Source organism: Accumulibacter sp., assembly GCF_036625195.1.
Classification (GTDB): domain Bacteria; phylum Pseudomonadota; class Gammaproteobacteria; order Burkholderiales; family Rhodocyclaceae; genus Accumulibacter.
In genome coordinates, this window is the sequence record NZ_JAZKUG010000001.1 from 1,308,138 (window position 1) to 1,325,617 (window position 17,480).

Annotated in this window: 18 protein-coding genes; 15 read left to right on the forward strand and 3 right to left on the reverse strand. The window is 65.1% G+C overall.

The genetic code is table 11. The features are described from left to right. Positions 1-9: 9 nt before the first annotated feature. Positions 10-888, reverse strand: coding sequence for a glucose-1-phosphate thymidylyltransferase RfbA (gene rfbA / locus V5B60_RS05675; RefSeq protein WP_332346072.1), 879 nt, complete (start codon positions 886-888; stop codon positions 10-12). Between the two features lie 190 nt (positions 889-1,078). Here rfbA and V5B60_RS05680 point away from each other — a divergent pair, with 190 nt between their 5' ends. The 6 genes from V5B60_RS05680 to V5B60_RS05705 all read left to right on the forward strand — a co-directional run bounded on the left by V5B60_RS05680 (position 1,079) and on the right by V5B60_RS05705 (position 7,504). Next, positions 1,079-1,840 carry a methyltransferase domain-containing protein gene (locus V5B60_RS05680; protein WP_332346074.1) on the forward strand — a complete coding sequence of 254 codons (762 nt, stop codon included), beginning with the start codon at positions 1,079-1,081 and terminating at the stop codon, positions 1,838-1,840. A gap of 6 nt (positions 1,841-1,846) precedes the next feature. Then, positions 1,847-2,620, forward strand: coding sequence for a sulfite exporter TauE/SafE family protein (locus tag V5B60_RS05685; protein ID WP_332346075.1), 774 nt, complete (start codon positions 1,847-1,849; stop codon positions 2,618-2,620). 91 nt (positions 2,621-2,711) lie between these two features. Further along, positions 2,712-3,866, forward strand: a complete 1,155-nt coding sequence (locus V5B60_RS05690; RefSeq protein ID WP_332346076.1) for an ABC transporter substrate-binding protein — start codon at positions 2,712-2,714, stop codon at positions 3,864-3,866. A 79-nt stretch (positions 3,867-3,945) separates the two neighbouring features. After that, positions 3,946-4,980: a branched-chain amino acid ABC transporter permease gene (locus tag V5B60_RS05695; RefSeq protein WP_332346077.1), complete on the forward strand. Its 1,035-nt coding sequence runs from the start codon at positions 3,946-3,948 to the stop codon at positions 4,978-4,980. Continuing rightward, positions 4,977-6,749 (forward strand): branched-chain amino acid ABC transporter ATP-binding protein/permease, encoded by a 1,773-nt coding sequence (locus V5B60_RS05700; protein ID WP_332346078.1) that lies wholly within the window; start codon positions 4,977-4,979, stop codon positions 6,747-6,749. The genes V5B60_RS05695 and V5B60_RS05700 overlap by 4 nt, the downstream gene beginning before the upstream one ends. Beyond that, entirely contained in the window at positions 6,746-7,504 is a 759-nt protein-coding gene (locus V5B60_RS05705) for an ABC transporter ATP-binding protein (RefSeq protein WP_332346079.1), read from the forward strand. The genes V5B60_RS05700 and V5B60_RS05705 overlap by 4 nt, the downstream gene beginning before the upstream one ends. A 57-nt stretch (positions 7,505-7,561) precedes the next feature. On the opposite strand, the gene V5B60_RS05710 is transcribed toward V5B60_RS05705, so the two are convergent. Further along, the gene (locus V5B60_RS05710) at positions 7,562-8,029 is read right to left on the reverse strand and encodes a TerB family tellurite resistance protein (RefSeq protein ID WP_332346080.1); all 468 of its coding nucleotides are present in this window, start codon (positions 8,027-8,029) and stop codon (positions 7,562-7,564) included. A gap of 129 nt (positions 8,030-8,158) precedes the next feature. Here V5B60_RS05710 and V5B60_RS05715 point away from each other — a divergent pair, with 129 nt between their 5' ends. Then, a complete protein-coding gene (locus V5B60_RS05715) occupies positions 8,159-9,082 on the forward strand; it encodes a LysR substrate-binding domain-containing protein (protein WP_332346081.1) in 924 nt (307 codons plus the stop codon). A gap of 63 nt (positions 9,083-9,145) precedes the next feature. On the opposite strand, the gene V5B60_RS05720 is transcribed toward V5B60_RS05715, so the two are convergent. Next, complete coding sequence (locus V5B60_RS05720; RefSeq protein WP_332346082.1) at positions 9,146-10,867, reverse strand: response regulator; 1,722 nt, start codon at positions 10,865-10,867, stop codon at positions 9,146-9,148. Positions 10,868-11,083: 216 nt separating this feature from the next. Here V5B60_RS05720 and V5B60_RS05725 point away from each other — a divergent pair, with 216 nt between their 5' ends. The 8 genes from V5B60_RS05725 to tolQ all read left to right on the forward strand — a co-directional run bounded on the left by V5B60_RS05725 (position 11,084) and on the right by tolQ (position 17,476). After that, positions 11,084-11,863: an IclR family transcriptional regulator gene (locus tag V5B60_RS05725; RefSeq protein ID WP_332346083.1), complete on the forward strand. Its 780-nt coding sequence runs from the start codon at positions 11,084-11,086 to the stop codon at positions 11,861-11,863. Between the two features lie 261 nt (positions 11,864-12,124). Further along, complete coding sequence (locus V5B60_RS05730) at positions 12,125-12,988, forward strand: DMT family transporter (protein WP_332346084.1); 864 nt, start codon at positions 12,125-12,127, stop codon at positions 12,986-12,988. Continuing rightward, positions 12,985-13,569: a crossover junction endodeoxyribonuclease RuvC gene (ruvC, locus tag V5B60_RS05735; protein ID WP_332346085.1), complete on the forward strand. Its 585-nt coding sequence runs from the start codon at positions 12,985-12,987 to the stop codon at positions 13,567-13,569. The genes V5B60_RS05730 and ruvC overlap by 4 nt, the downstream gene beginning before the upstream one ends. Beyond that, positions 13,566-14,141 carry a Holliday junction branch migration protein RuvA gene (ruvA, locus tag V5B60_RS05740; protein ID WP_332346086.1) on the forward strand — a complete coding sequence of 192 codons (576 nt, stop codon included), beginning with the start codon at positions 13,566-13,568 and terminating at the stop codon, positions 14,139-14,141. The genes ruvC and ruvA overlap by 4 nt, the downstream gene beginning before the upstream one ends. Before the next feature lie 7 nt (positions 14,142-14,148). Further along, positions 14,149-15,228: an AI-2E family transporter gene (locus V5B60_RS05745; protein WP_332346087.1), complete on the forward strand. Its 1,080-nt coding sequence runs from the start codon at positions 14,149-14,151 to the stop codon at positions 15,226-15,228. Beyond that, the gene (ruvB, locus tag V5B60_RS05750) at positions 15,225-16,289 is read left to right on the forward strand and encodes a Holliday junction branch migration DNA helicase RuvB (protein ID WP_332346088.1); all 1,065 of its coding nucleotides are present in this window, start codon (positions 15,225-15,227) and stop codon (positions 16,287-16,289) included. Before V5B60_RS05745 ends, ruvB begins: the two co-directional genes overlap by 4 nt. A gap of 69 nt (positions 16,290-16,358) precedes the next feature. Next, complete coding sequence (gene ybgC / locus V5B60_RS05755) at positions 16,359-16,802, forward strand: tol-pal system-associated acyl-CoA thioesterase (RefSeq protein ID WP_332346089.1); 444 nt, start codon at positions 16,359-16,361, stop codon at positions 16,800-16,802. After that, complete coding sequence (gene tolQ / locus V5B60_RS05760; RefSeq protein ID WP_034932331.1) at positions 16,799-17,476, forward strand: protein TolQ; 678 nt, start codon at positions 16,799-16,801, stop codon at positions 17,474-17,476. The genes ybgC and tolQ overlap by 4 nt, the downstream gene beginning before the upstream one ends. The last annotated feature ends 4 nt before the right edge of the window (positions 17,477-17,480 follow it).

Here is a 17,480-nt window from a genome sequence, read left to right on the forward strand (position 1 = left end):
CGGGTCGTCTCAGAATGGCCTTTCGCGCAGCAGGGCAAGCAGGTACTCGCCGTAGCCGCTCTTGGTCAAGGGTTGCGCCAGCGACTCGAGTTGTTCGGCGGTGATCCAGTCGTGACGGAAGGCGATCTCCTCGGGGCAGGCCACTTTCAGCCCCTGCCGGTGCTCGATCGTCGCGATGAACTGTCCCGCACCAAGGAGGCTTTCATGCGTCCCCGTATCGAGCCAGGCATAGCCGCGGCCCATCAGCTCGACGTTGAGCTGCCCCTGTGTCAGGTAGGAACGCGTCAGATCGATGATCTCGAGCTCGCCGCGTGCCGACGGCTTGAGGCCCTTGGCGAGTTCGGTCACTTGATTGTCATAGAAATAGAGGCCGGTGACCGCGTAGTTCGATTTTGGTGCCTGCGGCTTTTCCTCCAGGCTCAGCACCCTGCCGTCGCTGTCGAACTCCGCCACGCCGTAGCGTTCCGGATCATGTACGTGGTACGCGAATATCGTGCTGCCGGTCGCGCGTTCGCCTGCCCGGGCGAGCAACTTCTGGAAGCTGTGACCGTAGAAGATGTTGTCACCGAGCACCAGTGCCGACGGATCATCGCCGAGAAAGTCCGCGCCGATGATGAAAGCCTGCGGCAGCCCATCCGGGCTGTGTTGCACCGCGTAGCTCAGGGAGAGTCCCCAGCGCGAGCCGTCGCCGAGCAGCTGGGCGAAGCGCGGCGTGTCCTGTGGTGTCGAAATGACCAGAATCTCGCGGATACCAGCCAGCATCAGCGTACTCAGCGGATAGTAGATCATCGGTTTGTCGAATACCGGCAGCAGCTGTTTGCTGATGGCCAGGGTGGCCGGGTGAAGGCGAGTGCCGGAGCCCCCGGCAAGGATGATCCCTTTGCGCATCGTGAACAGCCCTCCGGTTGACAGAAAAGCGCGAGTTTAAGGCTTTTCCCGACGGGGTTGCTCGTCGGCAGAATCAGCGGAAGGCGTTCGCCGATCACGATCGGCACTGCCCAGCGTCAGGAAAGCTGAGGTAACATCGCGCTCTGTTGGCATTTTGCGCCGGTGCACGGCGAAGGTGATGGGCGCGCAGATGAGGTGGAGTCCCGGGCAGTATCTCAGGTTCGCCGACGCCCGGTTGCGGCCGGCGCTCGATCTCCTGGCCAGGCTGGGCGATTCCGAGCCCCGGCGAATCGTCGATCTCGGCTGCGGTGCCGGCAACGTCACCCGGCTGCTTGCCGAGCGCTGGCCGGCGGCGACGGTCATCGGCCTGGACAGTGATGTGGCGATGCTCGCCAGAGCCGCCAGCACACCGTCCGCCGTAGTATGGCAGCAGGCAGACATCGCCAGCTGGCGGGCCGACACCAGTCCCGACCTGCTGTTTTCGAATGCGGCTCTGCATTGGCTGCCGGATCACGGCAGGCTTCTGCCCGAACTCGTCGGGCAACTGTCTCCGGATGGCGTCCTGGCAGTCCAGGTGCCGGCCAACTTTGGCGAGCCGGCGCACCGCATCCTGCGCCAGCTCGCTGCCGAGGCCGGCTGGCGCGATGCGTTGGGCAGTGCGCGCATGGGCAGCATCCTGTCCCCTGCCGAATACGAGCAGCTGCTGCGGCCGCTCTGCAGTCATCTGGAGTTGTGGGAGACCACCTACTGGCATGTCTTGAGCGGCGAGGACCCGATCATCGAATGGATGAAGGGGACGACACTCTTGCCCTTCATTGAGCGGCTCGACGAGTCCGCCGCCGACCGCTTCCTCGCCGCCTATCGCGAGCGGCTGGTTGCCGTCCATCCGCCCGCTGCGGACGGCACGACGCTCTTTCCTTTCAAGCGCCTGTTCTTTGTCGCCCGGCGCTGAACCAGCATGTACGGACTCGATGCCCTGCCGCTGGTGGGGCTTGCGGTCGCAGCCCTGTTTGCCGGCTTCATCGATGCGGTCGTCGGGGGCGGCGGCCTGATCCAGATCCCCGCACTGTTCCAGACGCTGCCACGCGAGCTGCCAGCAACGCTGTTCGGGACGAACAAGTTTTCCAGCATCTTCGGGACGAGCAGCGCCGCCTGGCGTTATGCCCGGCGTGTCGAGATGCCGTGGCGCACGACCCTGCCGGCGGCCGGGGCGGCGCTGGCCTGTTCCTACCTTGGTGCGATGGCTGTGGCCTGGCTGCCGCCCGCGGTGCTGCGGCCACTGATCCTGCTGCTGTTGATCGCGGCAGCCGCCTACACCTTCGCCCGCAGCGACTTCGGCAGCATTCACCGTCCACAGCATGCCGGGCGACGCGAGTTTGCCTACGCACTGCTGCTGGGCGGGGTCATCGGCTTCTACGACGGCTTCTTTGGCCCGGGCACCGGCAGTTTCCTGATCTTCCTCTTCATCCGTTTCTTTGGCTTCGACTTCCTGCACGCCTCGGCGGCGGCGAAAGTGGTCAATGTGGCGACCAACCTGGCGGCGCTCGGCTTCTTCGTCCCGCACGGCCATCTCCTGCCCTTGCTGGCGGTGATGATGGCGGCCTGCAATGTGGTCGGCTCGTTTCTAGGCACACATCTCGCGCTGCGCCATGGCAGCGCCTTCGTCAGGCGGGCTTTCCTCGCCGTCGTCAGCGTCTTCATCCTCAAGTTCGCTCACGACACTTTCCATTAGACTTGTCTCACGCTGCCCGTGGCCGCACAATGGTTACCTGCTGCCGCCCGCTCACCGGCTGCAGGAGTTCGGGCAACTTACGGGAGGACGTATGAGAATCAAGCTGCTGCTGGCCAGTCTGCTGGCCTTCCTGGGAATCGTTCTCGCTGCCGGTGCGCGTGCCGAGATCAACGTCGGCGTGACGCTGTCGGCGACCGGTCCGGCTGCTTCGCTGGGGATTCCTGAAAAGAACACCTTTGCCCTGTTGCCGACGACCATCGCTGGCCAGAAGATCAACTACATCATCCTCGATGACGCTTCCGACACGACGACGGCAGTCAAGAACACGCGCAAGCTGCTCGCCGAGAACAAGGTCGATGTCGTGATCGGTTCCACGACCACTCCCAATTCGCTGGCGATGATCGACGTGGTTGCCGAGGGCGAGACGCCGATGATCTCGATGGCGGCTTCGGCGCGGATCATCGATCCGATGGACGGCAAGCGCGCCTGGGTCTTCAAGACACCGCAGAACGACGCCCAGATGGCCACGGCGCTCGTCCAGCACATGCTCGACAACCAGGTCCGGACGGTGGCCTACATCGGTTTCGCCGACGCCTACGGCGAGGGCTGGTGGAACGAGTTCTCGAGGATTGCCGAAGCGCGCAAGATCCAGATCGTCGGCAACGAGCGCTTCAATCGGGCCGACACGTCGGTGACGGGGCAGGTACTGAAGATCCTCGCCGCCAAACCGGACGCGGTTCTCGTGGGGGGAGCCGGGACACCGGCGGCCCTGCCACAGAAGTCGCTCAAGGACAAGGGCTACAGGGGCCTCATGTACCAGACGCACGGGGTGGCGAACGCGGACTTCCTGCGCGTCTGCGGCAAGGATTGCGAAGGCACCTTCCTGCCTGCCGGTCCCGTCCTGGTGGCTGCCCAGCTGCCCAACGGCAACCCGATCAAGAAGGTGGCCCTCGAGTATGTCACGAAGTACGAGGCGCTGCACGGCAAGGGCACGGCTTCGACCTTCGGCGCGCATGCCTGGGACGCCAGCCTGTTGCTGGCCCATGCCGTGCCGGAAGCACTGAAGAAGGCGCAACCCGGAACGCCCGAGTTTCGCAAGGCGTTGCGCCAGGCGCTGGAGAAGACGACGAATCTCACCGCTGCGCACGGGGTGTTCAACATGAGCCCGCAGGACCATCTCGGATTCGATCAGCGGGCGCGGGTGATGGTGCGCATCGACAACGGGACCTGGAAGCTCGTCGAATAGTGCCTGTGGGACCCGTGATGGCCACGAGCACCGCCCGCAGGCTGCCGCCAGCGGCAGGCGCAGCGACTGGATGGTGTTGATGGATTTGCAGATTGCATTGCTGCTGGGCCAGGATGGCGTCACCAACGGTGCCATCTACGCCCTCCTGGCCCTCGCCCTGGTCCTCGTCTTCGCAGTGACGCGGGTGATCTTCATCCCGCAGGGTGAGTTCGTTGCCTTTGGCGCCTTGACGCTGGCCAGCCTGCAGGCTGGCAAGCTGCCGGGAACGGCCTGGCTGCTGCTCGCGATGGGGATGGCGATCGGCCTCATCGAAGGCGCGGCGGCCGTGCGTGCGCGCCGCTTCCACCGCCTGCCGCTCATCCTCCTGATCAATTGTGGCGCACCGCTGCTCCTGGCGGCCAGCCTGCTGGCGGTCTCGCCCGCAGGCCTGCCCCTCTTGGTGCAGGTACTTCTGACCCTGATGCTGGTTGTCCCGCTCGGACCGATGCTCTACCGCCTGGCGTACCAGCCGGTTGCAGAGGCATCGGTGCTGGCGTTGCTGATCGTTTCGGTCGCCGTGCATGTGACCCTGACCGGCATCGGGCTGCTGTTCTTCGGCGCCGAGGGTTCACGGACCCCGGCGTTCACCGATGCCAGCTTCGCGGTCGGCGATGTCGTCCTGCAGGGGCAGACGCTCCTGGTGATCGTCGCCAGCGCCCTCCTGATCGTTGCGCTCTATCTGTTCTTCGAGAGGACGCTGTACGGCAAGGCCCTGCGGGCGACGGCGATGAACCGCACGGGGGCCCGCCTGATGGGCATCTCCGGGGACCTCGCGGGGCTGCTGTCCTTCACCCTGGCTGGCGCCATCGGCGCCTTTTCCGGCGTGCTGATTTCACCGATCACCACCGTCTACTACGATTCGGGTTTCCTCATCGGCCTCAAGGGCTTCGTCGGCGCGATCATCGGCGGGCTTGCCAGCTATCCCGCGGCGGCTGCCGGTGCCGTCCTGGTCGGCCTGCTCGAAGCCTACTCCTCATTCTGGGCGAGTGCCTTCAAGGAAGTGATCGTGTTCACGCTGATCATCCCGGTGCTGCTCTGGCGGTCGCTGAAGACGCGTCACGTGGAAGAGGCATGAAGCGCAGTCCGCACGCGACGGTTCTCCTGGCGATCTTCATCGTCCTCCTGCTGGCTGCACCAGTCGTGTTGCCGGAGTTCCATGTCACGCTGCTCAACTACATCGGCCTCTACGCCATCGTCACCCTCGGACTGGTGATGCTGACCGGTGTCGGTGGCCTTACCTCCTTTGGGCAGGCCGCCTTTGCCGGTCTCGGTGCCTACACGACCGCCTACCTGACGACGATGCACGGGGTGTCGCCGTGGCTGACGCTGCCTGCCGGCTTGCTGGTGACGGCGATCGTTGCCCTGTCGCTGGGTCTCGTGACCCTGCGGCTGTCCGGCCACTTCCTTCCCCTCGGCACGATCGCGTGGGGGATCAGTCTCTACTACCTTTTTGGCAACCTGGCGGCACTCGGTGGTCACACCGGCATCACCGGCGTGCCGCCACTGCACATCCTCGACTTCGAACTCCGCTCCGGTCGCGATTTCTTCTACCTGATCTGGGCGATCCTGCTGACCCTGATCCTGGCGACACGCAACCTGCTCGACTCGCGCGAAGGGCGGGCGATACGTGCCCTCAAGGGTGGCTCGGTGATGGCCGAAGCGATGGGGGTCAACACGCCCCGTTCAAAGATCGTCGTCTTCGCCGTCGCCGCCCTCTATGCCGCCGTCTCGGGCTGGCTTTATGCTCACCTGCAGCGCTTCGTCAACCCGACGCCGTTTTCCCTGACGCAGGGAATCGAATACCTGTTCATGGCCGTCGTGGGCGGCGTCTCGCACGTCTGGGGAGCGATTCTCGGCGCCGGTCTGATCACGGTCCTCAAGCAGTGGCTGCAGGACTGGTTGCCCCACCTGCTGGGGCAGAGCGGCAATTTCGAGATGATCGTCTTCGGACTGCTGATGATCGTCGTCCTGCATCGGGCGCGCGACGGCGTATGGCCGATGCTGCAACGCTTCTGGCCGCAGGAGGTGCGCCGCGCGCACACCGAAGGGGTGCCGCGCCTGGCGCGACGATCGCTTCCCGAACCCGGCTCCGCACTGCTCGAGGTCAGCGATGCGAGCAAGCGCTTCGGCGGCCTGGTGGCCAACGACCGCGTCAGTTTCCGCGTTCGCGCCGGCGAGATCATGGCCCTGATCGGTCCGAACGGCGCCGGCAAGAGCACGATGTTCAACGGCATTTCAGGCGTCGACCCGCTGACCTCGGGTCGCGTCAGTTTCCGTGGGCAGCGCGTCGAGTCGCTGCCGGCACGCCGGATTGCCCGTCTGGGAATGAGCAGGACCTTTCAGCATGTCCGCCTGCTGCCGGCGATGAGTGTCATCGAGAATGTCGCCATCGGTGCCCATCTGCGCGGCCGCAAGAGCTTCATTGCCGCCGCCTGTCGTGCCGATCGCGACGAGGATGCTCGCTTGCTGCACGAGGCGGCCGTGCAGATCGAGCGCTGCGGTCTGGGTGACCAGATGTACGAGCCCGCCGGGACCCTGCCTCTCGGCAGGCAGCGATTGGTCGAGATTGCCCGCGCGCTGGCCGCCGACCCTTGCCTGCTGCTCCTCGACGAGCCGGCCGCTGGTCTGCGCTACGGCGAAAAGCAGGCCCTGGGCGATCTCCTGCGGCGACTGCGTGCCGAAGGGATGGGCATCCTCCTGGTCGAGCACGACATGGAGTTCGTGATGGGTCTGGCCGACCGGGTGGTGGTCATGGAGTTCGGCCGCAAGCTGGCGGCAGGCTTGCCGGAGGAGATCCAGCGCAATCCGGCAGTGGTTGAGGCCTATCTCGGCGGGGTCGAATGAGCGCCGCGCCGGCGGGCGAGGAACGCAGCGTCGTGCTTGAGGCGCGCGACCTTTCGGTCAGCTATGGCAAGGTTGAAGCCCTGCATGGCCTGTCGCTGCGCGTGCGTCGGGGCGAGATCGCGACCGTCATCGGTCCCAATGGCGCCGGGAAGACGACACTCCTGTCGGCGCTGATCGGCCTCCTGCCGCTGCGCGGCGAGCTGACCTATCTTGGCGCGCAGCAGGGCGCCGGGCGCACGGTTGAGCAGCTGGTGCGGCAAGGGATGACTCTGGTGCCTGAGAAGCGCGAGCTGTTCGCCGAAATGAGTGTTGCTGACAACCTGCTGCTCGGGGCCTTCGATCGTTACCGTGCCGGGCATCGGGATCAGCTCGAAACGATCGACCATGTGTTCGACATCTTCCCGCGACTGATGGAGCGCCGGCAGCAGCTGGCCGGCACCCTGTCGGGCGGCGAGCGCCAGATGTTGGCAATGGGCCGAGCGCTGATGGCGAAGCCACGGCTGCTGCTGCTCGACGAGCCCAGTCTCGGTCTGGCGCCGCTGGTCATCAGGGAGATTTTCCGCACCATCACCCAGCTCAGGAGCCTCGGTGTCGCCATCCTCCTGGTCGAGCAGAACGCGCGTGCTGCCTTGCAGGTGGCTGACTACGCCTACGTTCTGGAGACTGGCAGCATTTCCCTGGAAGGCCACAGCGCAACGCTGGCCAGCGACCCGCGCGTCATCGAAAGCTATCTGGGGCTTGGCGGCAGACATTGAGCGCCGCCTTCTGGCGGCAAGGCCGTCAGAAGGACAGGCGATGGCGGCGCCGCAGCATCATGTCTGCCAGGATTGGGCGATCGGCCGCGCGGTTGACGACGTCTGCGCTGGCCGTACCAGCGTGTGGGTGACCCTCTGCAACTCCAGTCCCCAGAGGCTCATCGCTTCGGAGATGACGATCGCCTCACTCCCGTTGAGACAGCCGTCGGCATTGACGATATCGACCATCGCGCCCAAGGTCTGCTGCTGCAGTTCCGGTGAGCGGATGTCTTCGAGCAGATGATCGACGAGTTCTCGGTCAAGCTCGATCTGTCCCACGTTGGGTGCCCGCGCACATTGCAGCAGGTCATCGCAGAACTCGTGGATCACACGATCGAGTGTGGTCGGGGCGATCCGCAGGCGTTCGAAAATGTCCTGTCTTGACAGCGACTCGATTTCCCTGTTGTCAAGTGCACCATCGGCGAGCAAGGCGAGGGCAACGACTCGTGATATGGCTTCGGCGCTGTCGGTGGTGTAGTGACGCATGTGCTTCTCCTTGATTGGCTGGTTCGACTGGCATCCGCGGCACAGCCACGGACGAGGCAGACTATGGGACCTGACATCCATAAAGTCCAATAAGATATAATCGGCCGAACGATTTGTTTCAACTGATACATGCCACGCCGCAGAATCACGCTTCGCCAACTCGAGAGCTTTACCGCCGTCGCTCGCCATCGGAGCTTCTCGAAGGCTGCCGAGGAGCTTCACCTGACACAGCCGGCGGTGTCCCTGCAGGTGGGACAGATCGCCGACACCCTCGGTCTGCCGCTCTTCGAGCAGGTCGGTCGCACGCTGGTACTGACCGATGCCGGCAAGGAGACGCTGCAGATGGCGCGGGCGCTGGACGACCTGTGGACGAGCTTCGAGGCCACGATTGCCGATCTCAAGGGCCTCAAGCGTGGCCGCCTGCGGGTCGCCCTGGTGACGACGGCAAAGTACTTCCTGCCGCGCGTGGTGGGTGACTTCTGTCGCCGCTACCCGGACGTCCATGTGGAGCTCGAGGTTGCCGATCGTGAGCACATCCTTGCCCGCATGCGGGCCAACCAGGACGACCTCTATGTCCTGCTTTATCCGCCAGAAGACGTGCAGGTGGAAAGCCATCCGCTGGTCGACAACGAACTCGTCGTCATCGCCCCGCTCGCGCATTGGGCGGTGGGGCGACGGGTCGAGCTGGCCGAGCTGTGCGGCGAGCGCTTCATCCTGCGCGAAACGGGCTCCGGTTCACGGCGGACGATCGACAGCCACCTCACGAAGCTGGCGATCAGGCTCGACGTCAAGCTGACGGTCAGCAGCAATGAGGCCATCCGCGAACTGGTCGCCAGTGGCGCCGGTCTGGCCGTCCTGTCGCGACAGGCTTTGAGCACGGATCCGCGCCAGCAGGAAGTGTGCATTCTGGACGTCGGTGGATTTCCGCTGCGCCAGCCGTGGTTGCTCATGCATCGGCGTGGCAAGCCCCTGTCGCTGCCGGCGCGAGCCTTTCTCGAGGAAATCCTGGGACGGTGGCAGCCGCCAGTGGGCAGCAACCCGACCGGGACTTGACACCCGACCGGGACTGCGCCCACAGGATTCGTTCCGGTGATCCTTGGCGACGGTCTTTGCCAGCTACGTCGTTGGCCGCCCGCCGGCAGTCAGGACGCCCGCTGCCGGCACCAGGGCCACTCCGTACTTGCGCGCGACGCGCTGGTACAGTTCACGTGCCGAGATCACCCGCACATTGCGCATGTCCTTCGTTTGCGCCAGCTGCAGGTAACGCAGGCCGCGCCGCGCCAGGTCGGCGTCCCAGCCCTTCCGGTCAAGGAGGGTGAAGATCGCTTTCGTTGCGTTGACGAGGAACTGCAGATTGGGCACTCGTTCCGCGGCCTCCATCAGCAATCTGACCGAACCTTCGACGTCGCCGTTGCGTGCGGCCAGAACGCCGCGGTTGTTCAGTTCGACGATCTCCTTGCCAACTTCGGCCAGCAGCGCCTGCCCGTCGGCCTCCCGGCCCGCCTTGCTGTAGATGCCCTGCAGCTTGGCAATCATGTTGCGATCCTCATGATTCTCGGCGGCCACCTGACGAAAGATGTCCCGTGCCTCCGCTTCCTTGCCGGTGGCCAGGCATGCATGCGCCAGGTCGAGGGTGAGCGCCTGTGACAGCAGGGAGCCCTTGCCCGCTTCGTGCAGGGACGTGCTCAACTGCAGTGCCTGCTCGATGATGTCGCGGGCTTTGGCCGGGTTGCCTTCCTGGTTGGCACAGAGTGTTTCGATGACCAGTGCCGCCAGTTCGCCCTGCTTGCTTCCCCGCCAGTCACGCCGCAGCTGTGCGGTGATCCTGTGGGCGCCATCGGTCTGGCCGCGGTCGAGCAGGACCCGGGAAAGGTTCGTATAGTCGTCGACGTTGCTCAGGGTCGAGCCGCGCCGACGATCCAGCACTTTGCCATAGGCTTTCTCGGCGGTTTGCAGGTCATTGTTGCGCACCGCCAGATCACCGACCAGCCGCTGCCTTGATGCATTGTTGGGCGACTTCGCCGCCGCCTGCAGCAACACCGACTGGGCTTCCGCCAGCTTGCCCATTTCTTCGCGGACTCCGGCGAGGAGGTCGTAGGCGGCGGTGAAGTCCGGAAAGTCCTCGACCAGCGACTGCCCCAGGGTCTCGGCTTCAGCCAGCTGTTGCTGGTTGCGGCAGGCGACCGCCAAGCCCATTCGCGCCCAGGGAAGGACGCGTTGCGCGAGCACCTGCTGGTAGACCGCCTGCGCTTCGGCAGGACGTCCGAGCACGTTCAGAATCTCCCCCTTGCAACGCAGCAGATCCATGAGGAAACCGCTGTCCTGCCCCAGAAGGCGGTCACAGGCCAGTAGCGCCTGGGCGTAGGCGCCGTTGTCGAGGTGATCGAAGACAGCGGCCAGGAACTGCTTCTTGTGGACTGCGCGCAGCAAGCGGCCACGCAGTTCGTCCGCCGTAAAAGGCTTGATCAGATAATCGTCCGGAGCCAGCTCAGCCACCGAAACGACGTTGTGGTAGGTGCGCTCACTGGTGACGATGATGAAGACGGTGGCCAGTCGCACCAGGTGCTGTTGCCGCAGCTCGTCCAGCAACTGCTGACCGTCACGTCCATCCTCGAGCCGGTAGTCGGAGAGAATGATGTCGAAACTGTTTGCCTTGACCTGTCGCAGGACCTCCGCTGAGGTGCCCGCGGCGTGCACGGTCGTGACGCCGATCGTCGACAGCATCGCCCGCAGCGTGCTGCGTGCATTCGGGTAACGGTCGATCAGCAGGGCACGTTTGCGCTCCAGATCCTTGCCCAGCTTGTGCAGAAGCTCAGCGATGGCATCCGATGGGTTCATGGCCACACCTTACCGGAGAGTCCGAGGTGCATCAAGCACTGCCGGAACTCGGCGCGCAAGCGCATCGGCTGCCTCCTTGGCGATTGGCGGAGAGCGCGTCGGGGCCCGCCGACCAGCCGTGTGGCGGCGGCTGATGATAAGATTGCAAGTTGCACAAGTGGTGGTGCGCGGTTCGTATCCCGCCCGCCACAGGATCGACGGGTCTACAGGAAGGCAATGACCGAACAACAGGCGGACAAGGGCTCAATACAGGTCATCGAGCGGATGATGGCGCTGCTTCAAGTGCTGGCCAACCTGCCGGAGCCAGCGAGCCTGAAGGCGCTGGCGCAGGCTACTGGCCTCCATCCTTCGACCGCGCACCGCATCCTGGCGGCGATGATCGGTTCGGCTCTTGTCGAGCGTCACGACAGCGGCACCTACACGCTCGGAATCCGGCTGCTCGAGCTGGGAAACATCGTCAAGTCGCGCATCAGCATCCGGCAGGTGGCTCTCCTCTACATGCAGCAACTGCACGAATCGATCGGCGAAGCGGTCAACCTGGGGGTTCGCCACGAGGACGAGATCATCTACGTCGAAAGGACTTCGAGCGGGCGCTCACTCCTGCGTGTGGTCTATCTGGTTGGCGGACGTGCTCCCCTGCACCTGACCTCGGTCGGCAAGCTGTTCCTCGCTGCCGACAGCCCGGCTGATGTGCGCGCGTATGCCCGTCGGACCGGCTTGCCCGGAAAGACCCCGCATTCACTGACCCGCCTCGATGCGCTCGAGAAGGAACTCGACTGGATTCGCCGGCACGGCTTCGCCACCGACAACGAGGAAGCCGAGATCGGCCTGCGCTGCATCGCCGCGCCCATCCGCAATGACGAGGGGCAACTCGCCGCCGGACTTTCGGTCTCGGCACCGAGCGAACGCCACGATCCGGAATGGGTGGCACCGATCAAGGCGACGGCAGGCCGGATCGAACAGGCACTCGGTTATCGTCAGCCGCTGCCAGTGTGAGCCGACGCCGCCTTTTCGGCAGCAGGAGCGGGGGTGCGCCGGCAGCCAGGATGCCCTGCCAAGGCGCCGGCGGTAGGGCTTGCTCGTGCCAGTCGGCGCATGGTACGAAGAGCTTGTCGGCAGCCGCCGCAGCGCGATGGTCCGCGCCGCGACCTGGCGTCACGCGGGTCCGCAGCCGCTGCCATGTGCGCGCCCGGCCGCGTTGCCATCAGCCGGGGCGACGCTTGCTACACTCCTGCCAAGATGCGATGAGCCCATGCCATGCGCCCCGTACCCTCGATACTGCCCCTTCTTTTCGTCTTCCTCTGGAGCACCGGTTTCATCGGCGCCAAGTTCGGCCTGCCCTACGCTGAACCGCTGAGCTTCCTGCTCGTCCGCTATCTGCTCGTGCTCACCCTGATGACCATCCTGGCTCTGGTCTCCGGCGCCCCGTGGCCGAGCGGTGGCAGCCAGCTGCTGCATCTCGGCGTTTCCGGCCTGTTGCTGCACGCGCTCTATCTGGGCGGCGTGTTCATGGCGATCAAGAATGGTCTGCCGGCTGGTGTGACGGCCCTGGTCGTCGGCCTGCAGCCGCTGTTGACCGCCGCCGGCGCCGGCTTTCTGCTCGGTGAGCGGGTCGCGCCGCGGCAGTGGCTGGGGCTGGTCATCGGCCTCGCCGGGGTGGCGCTGGTGGTGGCGAACAAGATCGGCGATCTGCCGCTCGCCGCGATGCTCCTGCCGGCACTTGCGGCGCTGTCCGGAATCACTGCCGGCACGCTGTACCAGAAGCGCTTCTGTGCGCACTTCGATTTGCGCAGCGGATCGGTCGTCCAGTTCCTGCCGACGACCGTCTGCACTGCCCTGGTCGCGTGGTGGACCGAAAGCATGCACATCGAGTGGACGGGGGAGTTCGTTTTCGCCCTTCTCTGGCTCGTCCTGGTGCTTTCCGTTGGTGCCATCAGCTTGCTCAATCTACTGATTCGCAGCGGTAGCGCCGTCAATGTCGCCAGTCTTTTCTACCTGACGCCGCCGAGCACGGCCCTGATCGCCTGGCTGGTCTTCGGCGAGACCCTTGGTGCCGTGGCCATCGCCGGCATGTTGCTGGCCGTGCTCGGGGTGTATCTGGCGCGCTTGCCACCACGATGAGCGAGACCGGGCTGCCCGCGTTGCGCATCCTGGGCGTGGACCCCGGGTTGCGCGTCACCGGGTTCGGTGTGATCGAGAAGGTCGGCAGCCGTTTGCGCTACCTCGCCAGCGGCTGCATCCGGACCACGATCGGCGATTCGCTGCCGATCCGCTTGGGAACGATCCACACCGGATTGCGCGAGCTGGTGGCGCAACATCGACCCGACGAGGCAGCGACCGAGATCGTCTTCGTCAATGTCAATCCACAGTCCACCCTGCTCCTCGGGCAGGCGCGCGGGGCGGCGATCAGCGCCTTGGTCAGCAGCGGACTGGCTGTTGCCGAGTACACCGCCCTGCAGGTGAAACAGGCGGTGGTTGGCAACGGTCACGCCGACAAGGTGCAGGTGCAACACATGGTGCGTCACCTGTTATCCTTGCCGTCGATGCCCGGTGCCGATGCCGCCGATGCGCTCGCCTGCGCCATCGCGCACGCGCACGGCGGACAAGGACTCGGGCGCCTGGCGGCAGGTGGCCTTCAGGTGCGCGGCGGCCGATTGATTCTGAGGAAGGTCGTCGGCCAGAAAGAGGGGGGTGAGCGATGATCGGCCGGCTGACCGGCGTCTTGTTGGAGAAGAATCCGCCGCAGGTGGTCGTCGACGTGCAGGGTGTCGGGTACGAACTCGACGTGCCGATGAGCACCTTCTACAATCTGCCGGCGAACGGTGACAGGCTCAGCCTGCTGACCCACTTCGTCGTGCGCGAGGACGGGCATTTTCTCTACGGGTTTGCCAGTGAAGGCGAGCGACATGCGTTTCGCCAGTTGCTGAAGATTTCGGGCATCGGCGCCCGCCTTGCATTGTCGGTTCTCTCGGGTCTCTCGGTGGGCGAACTGGCAGCGGCGGTGGCGCAGCAGCAGGTTGGCCGCCTGACGAAGATCCCGGGCATCGGCACCAAGACCGCCGAGCGCCTCCTGCTCGAGCTGAAGGGCAAGCTCGCCGACGCGCTGCCGAGCAGTCCGGCCGCGACGGTCGACGCGCATGGCGATGTCCTCAATGCCCTGCTGGCGCTGGGCTACAATGAGCGCGAAGCGGCAACGGCAGTGAAGCAGTTGCCAGCTGGCATCGCGACCGCGGATGGCATTCGGCAGGCGCTGAAGATGTTGTCAAAGGTCTGAATCGACGATGAATCCGAGCCACAAGCAGCTGCTGCAGATCGCCCTCGTCGCCTTGCTGCTGACCGGCTGCATCGCCGTGCTCCTGCCCTTCACCGGCACGCTGCTCTTCGCCGTCGTCATCTGCATCGTCACCCTGCCGATTCGCAACCGGCTCCTGTGGCTTTGTCGCGGACGCAGCAATCTGGCGGCGCTGCTGGTCTCGATCCTGCTCCTGCTGCTCCTCGTCGCGCCGGTCGCACTGCTCTCCGGGTCGATTGCCGACGGCATCGAACTTGCCATCCGCTATCTCAAACCGCTGCTGGAGAATGGCCTGCCGGTGGAACCACCGAGCTGGCTGGCGACGCTGCCCCTCGTCGGGCGCGATGCCGCCGACTACTGGCAGAAGCTGGTGGCCAGCCGCGAGGAGATGAACAATCTCCTCCACCAGTTCGTCGAGCCGACCCGCAACCTGGCCCTGGCGACCGCGGCACTGCTGGCACAGGGACTGCTGCAGCTGCTGCTGGTCATCTTCTTCGTCTTTTTCATCTTTCGCGATGCGCACATCTACGCCGACGCGCTGCATGTCGGCAGCCGGACACTTGCCGGCGACCTCGGCGAGCGCATGCTGGCGCTGGTCGAGGGAACGGTGACCGGAGTCATGGTCGGTATCGTCGGCACCGCCGCAGCGCAGGCGGTGGTGGCGATGATCGGCTTCCTCATTGCCGGCGTTCCCGGTGTCCTGATCCTGACGGTCGCCATGTTCTTCCTGTCGATGGTGCCGGTGATCGGCGGCACCCTGATCTGGATGGGCGCCGCCATCTGGCTCTACAGCGAGGGGCAGACTGGCTGGGCGGTGTTCATGGTATTGTGGGGGATGTTCGGGATCAGCGGCGTCGACAACTTCATCAAACCCATCCTCATCTCGCGCAGTTCGAGCCTGCCATTGCTGCTGATCGTCGTCGGGGTGTTTGGTGGTGTGCTGGTCTTCGGCTTCATCGGGCTGTTTCTCGGTCCGACCCTGCTGGCGCTTGGTCAGGTCCTGATCCGTGAATGGCTGGCACACGCCGCCGCGCGATCGGTTGCGGCGGACGAGGGACTGCAGCAATGATCGAGACCGACGACCTCTCCGCAGTTCCGCTGGCACGACTGGTGTCCGCTGCCTCGACCTCGTCCCAGGAGGAAGCCATCGAGCGCGCGCTGCGTCCTCGACGCCTGGGCGACTACGTCGGCCAGGCGAAGATCCGCGAGCAACTGACGATCTTCATCGAGGCAGCGAAGAAGCGCAGCGACACGCTCGATCACGTCCTGCTCTTCGGCCCGCCGGGCCTCGGCAAGACGACGCTGGCACACATCATCGCCGCTGAAATGGGCGTCAACCTGCGCTCGACCTCCGGACCGGTGCTCGAACGCGCTGGGGACCTGGCGGCCATCCTGACCAACCTCGAGCCGCGCGACGTCCTGTTCATCGACGAGATCCACCGCCTGTCGCCAGTCGTCGAGGAGATCCTCTATCCCGCACTGGAGGATTTCCAGATCGACATCATGATCGGCGAGGGCCCGGCGGCACGCTCGGTCAAGCTCGATCTGCCACCGTTCACGCTGGTCGGCGCGACGACGCGCGCCGGCATGCTGACCAACCCCCTGCGTGACCGTTTCGGGATCGTCGCCCGACTGGAGTTCTATACTCCCGAGGAGCTGAGCCTGATCGTCGCCCGCTCGTCGCAGTTGCTCAAGGTTCCAGCCGACACAGCCGGTGCGCTGGAAATCGCCCGCCGCTCACGCGGCACGCCACGGATCGCCAACCGCCTGTTGCGGCGGGTGCGCGATTTCGCCGAGGTGCGAGCATCCGGCCACATCACGCTGGAGGTGGCCGACGCGGCGCTGCTGCTGCTCGAAGTGGACCACGGAGGTCTTGATGTGATGGACCGCAAGCTGCTGTCGGCAGTCATCGACAAGTTCGCCGGCGGGCCGGTGGGGGTCGACAACCTGGCGGCGGCGATCGGCGAAGCGCGCGACACGATCGAGGACGTGCTCGAACCCTTCCTGATCCAACAGGGTTTCCTGCAGCGCACGCCGCGGGGTCGCGTCGCGACGCCGGCGGTCTACCGGCATCTCGGTCTGACGAGCAACGGTGAGCAGCCGCAGGGCGCACTCTGGCCGGCGACCTGAGCGTGCGCCGATGCGGTCACAATCACTTACATTTGCCCACAGGGTGCTGCCTTAGAATCCCAGCCGGCCATGGACCACGAGCGCAAACCAACGACCTTCACCTGCGCGGTACGCATCTACTACGAAGACACCGATGCCGGTGGGGTGGTGTACTACGCCAATTACCTGAAGTATCTGGAGCGCTGCCGTAGCGAATGGCTGCGCGCGGCCGGCTACCGGCAGGCCGACCTGCTGCGTGACCCGGGCATCGCCTTCGTCGTCCGCAAGCTCACGGTCGAGTATCTCGAGCCGGCACGGCTGGACGACGAGTTGATCGTCGGCCTCGAAGTGGAGCGGATCAGTCGGGCCCAGGTCTTCTTTCGGCAGCACATCCGGCGTGCCGGGGAAGATGGCGACCGATCCTCGCAGGATCTGATCCAGGCCGCCGTGCACATCGTCTGTGTGCATGCGGGCCGGATGAGGGCCGTGTCGATCCCCGCAATTCTGCGCAACAAGATGGAAGCACTGCAATGAATGTCTCGCAAGACCTGTCGATCCTGCACCTGATCCTCAACGCCAGCGCCGTCGTGCAGGCCGTGATGCTGCTGCTTGCCGGCGTCTCGTTCATGTCCTGGTACTACATCTTCCGCAAGTGGTTCACCGTCAAGGCGGCGCGCGCGCAGACCGAGCAGTTCGAGCGCGACTTCTGGAGTGGCGGCGACCTGAACAGTCTCTACCAGAGCGCGATCAACGATCGCCACAGCACGGGCAGCATGGAGCGCATCTTCGAGTCCGGCTTTCGTGAATTCACCAAGTTGCGCAGCCAGAAGAATCTCGATCCGAAGGACGTCATCGACGGCTCGCGGCGCGCCATGCGCGCCACCTATCAGCGCGAGATGGACAGCATCGACTCGCATCTCGCCTTCCTCGCCTCGGTCGGTTCGGTCAGTCCGTATGTCGGCCTGTTCGGTACCGTCTGGGGCATCATGCACTCGTTCCGCGGTCTCTCGAACGTCGGTCAGGCGACGCTGGCAGCGGTGGCACCGGGGATTGCCGAGGCACTGGTGGCGACAGCCATCGGCCTCTTTGCAGCGATTCCGGCGGTCGTCGCCTATAACCGCTTCGCGCACGAGATCGACCGCCTGTCGTCGCGCTTCGAGTCGTTCATGGAAGAGTTCTCGAACATCCTGCAGCGGCAGATGAGGTAGAGCC

Coding starts and splice junctions, on each gene's coding strand:
- V5B60_RS05690 (WP_332346076.1), top strand. CDS start 2,712: ATGAGAATCAAGCTGCTGCTGGCCAGTCTGCTGGCCTTCCTGGGAATC.
- V5B60_RS05710 (WP_332346080.1), bottom strand. CDS start 8,029: ATGCGTCACTACACCACCGACAGCGCCGAAGCCATATCACGAGTCGTT.
- V5B60_RS05680 (WP_332346074.1), top strand. CDS start 1,079: ATGAGGTGGAGTCCCGGGCAGTATCTCAGGTTCGCCGACGCCCGGTTG.
- rfbA (WP_332346072.1), bottom strand. CDS start 888: ATGCGCAAAGGGATCATCCTTGCCGGGGGCTCCGGCACTCGCCTTCAC.
- V5B60_RS05695 (WP_332346077.1), top strand. CDS start 3,946: ATGGATTTGCAGATTGCATTGCTGCTGGGCCAGGATGGCGTCACCAAC.
- V5B60_RS05745 (WP_332346087.1), top strand. CDS start 14,149: ATGAATCCGAGCCACAAGCAGCTGCTGCAGATCGCCCTCGTCGCCTTG.
- tolQ (WP_034932331.1), top strand. CDS start 16,799: ATGAATGTCTCGCAAGACCTGTCGATCCTGCACCTGATCCTCAACGCC.
- ruvC (WP_332346085.1), top strand. CDS start 12,985: ATGAGCGAGACCGGGCTGCCCGCGTTGCGCATCCTGGGCGTGGACCCC.
- V5B60_RS05715 (WP_332346081.1), top strand. CDS start 8,159: ATGCCACGCCGCAGAATCACGCTTCGCCAACTCGAGAGCTTTACCGCC.
- V5B60_RS05730 (WP_332346084.1), top strand. CDS start 12,125: ATGCGCCCCGTACCCTCGATACTGCCCCTTCTTTTCGTCTTCCTCTGG.
- V5B60_RS05700 (WP_332346078.1), top strand. CDS start 4,977: ATGAAGCGCAGTCCGCACGCGACGGTTCTCCTGGCGATCTTCATCGTC.
- ybgC (WP_332346089.1), top strand. CDS start 16,359: ATGGACCACGAGCGCAAACCAACGACCTTCACCTGCGCGGTACGCATC.
- V5B60_RS05725 (WP_332346083.1), top strand. CDS start 11,084: ATGACCGAACAACAGGCGGACAAGGGCTCAATACAGGTCATCGAGCGG.
- ruvB (WP_332346088.1), top strand. CDS start 15,225: ATGATCGAGACCGACGACCTCTCCGCAGTTCCGCTGGCACGACTGGTG.
- V5B60_RS05720 (WP_332346082.1), bottom strand. CDS start 10,867: ATGAACCCATCGGATGCCATCGCTGAGCTTCTGCACAAGCTGGGCAAG.
- V5B60_RS05705 (WP_332346079.1), top strand. CDS start 6,746: ATGAGCGCCGCGCCGGCGGGCGAGGAACGCAGCGTCGTGCTTGAGGCG.
- V5B60_RS05685 (WP_332346075.1), top strand. CDS start 1,847: ATGTACGGACTCGATGCCCTGCCGCTGGTGGGGCTTGCGGTCGCAGCC.
- ruvA (WP_332346086.1), top strand. CDS start 13,566: ATGATCGGCCGGCTGACCGGCGTCTTGTTGGAGAAGAATCCGCCGCAG.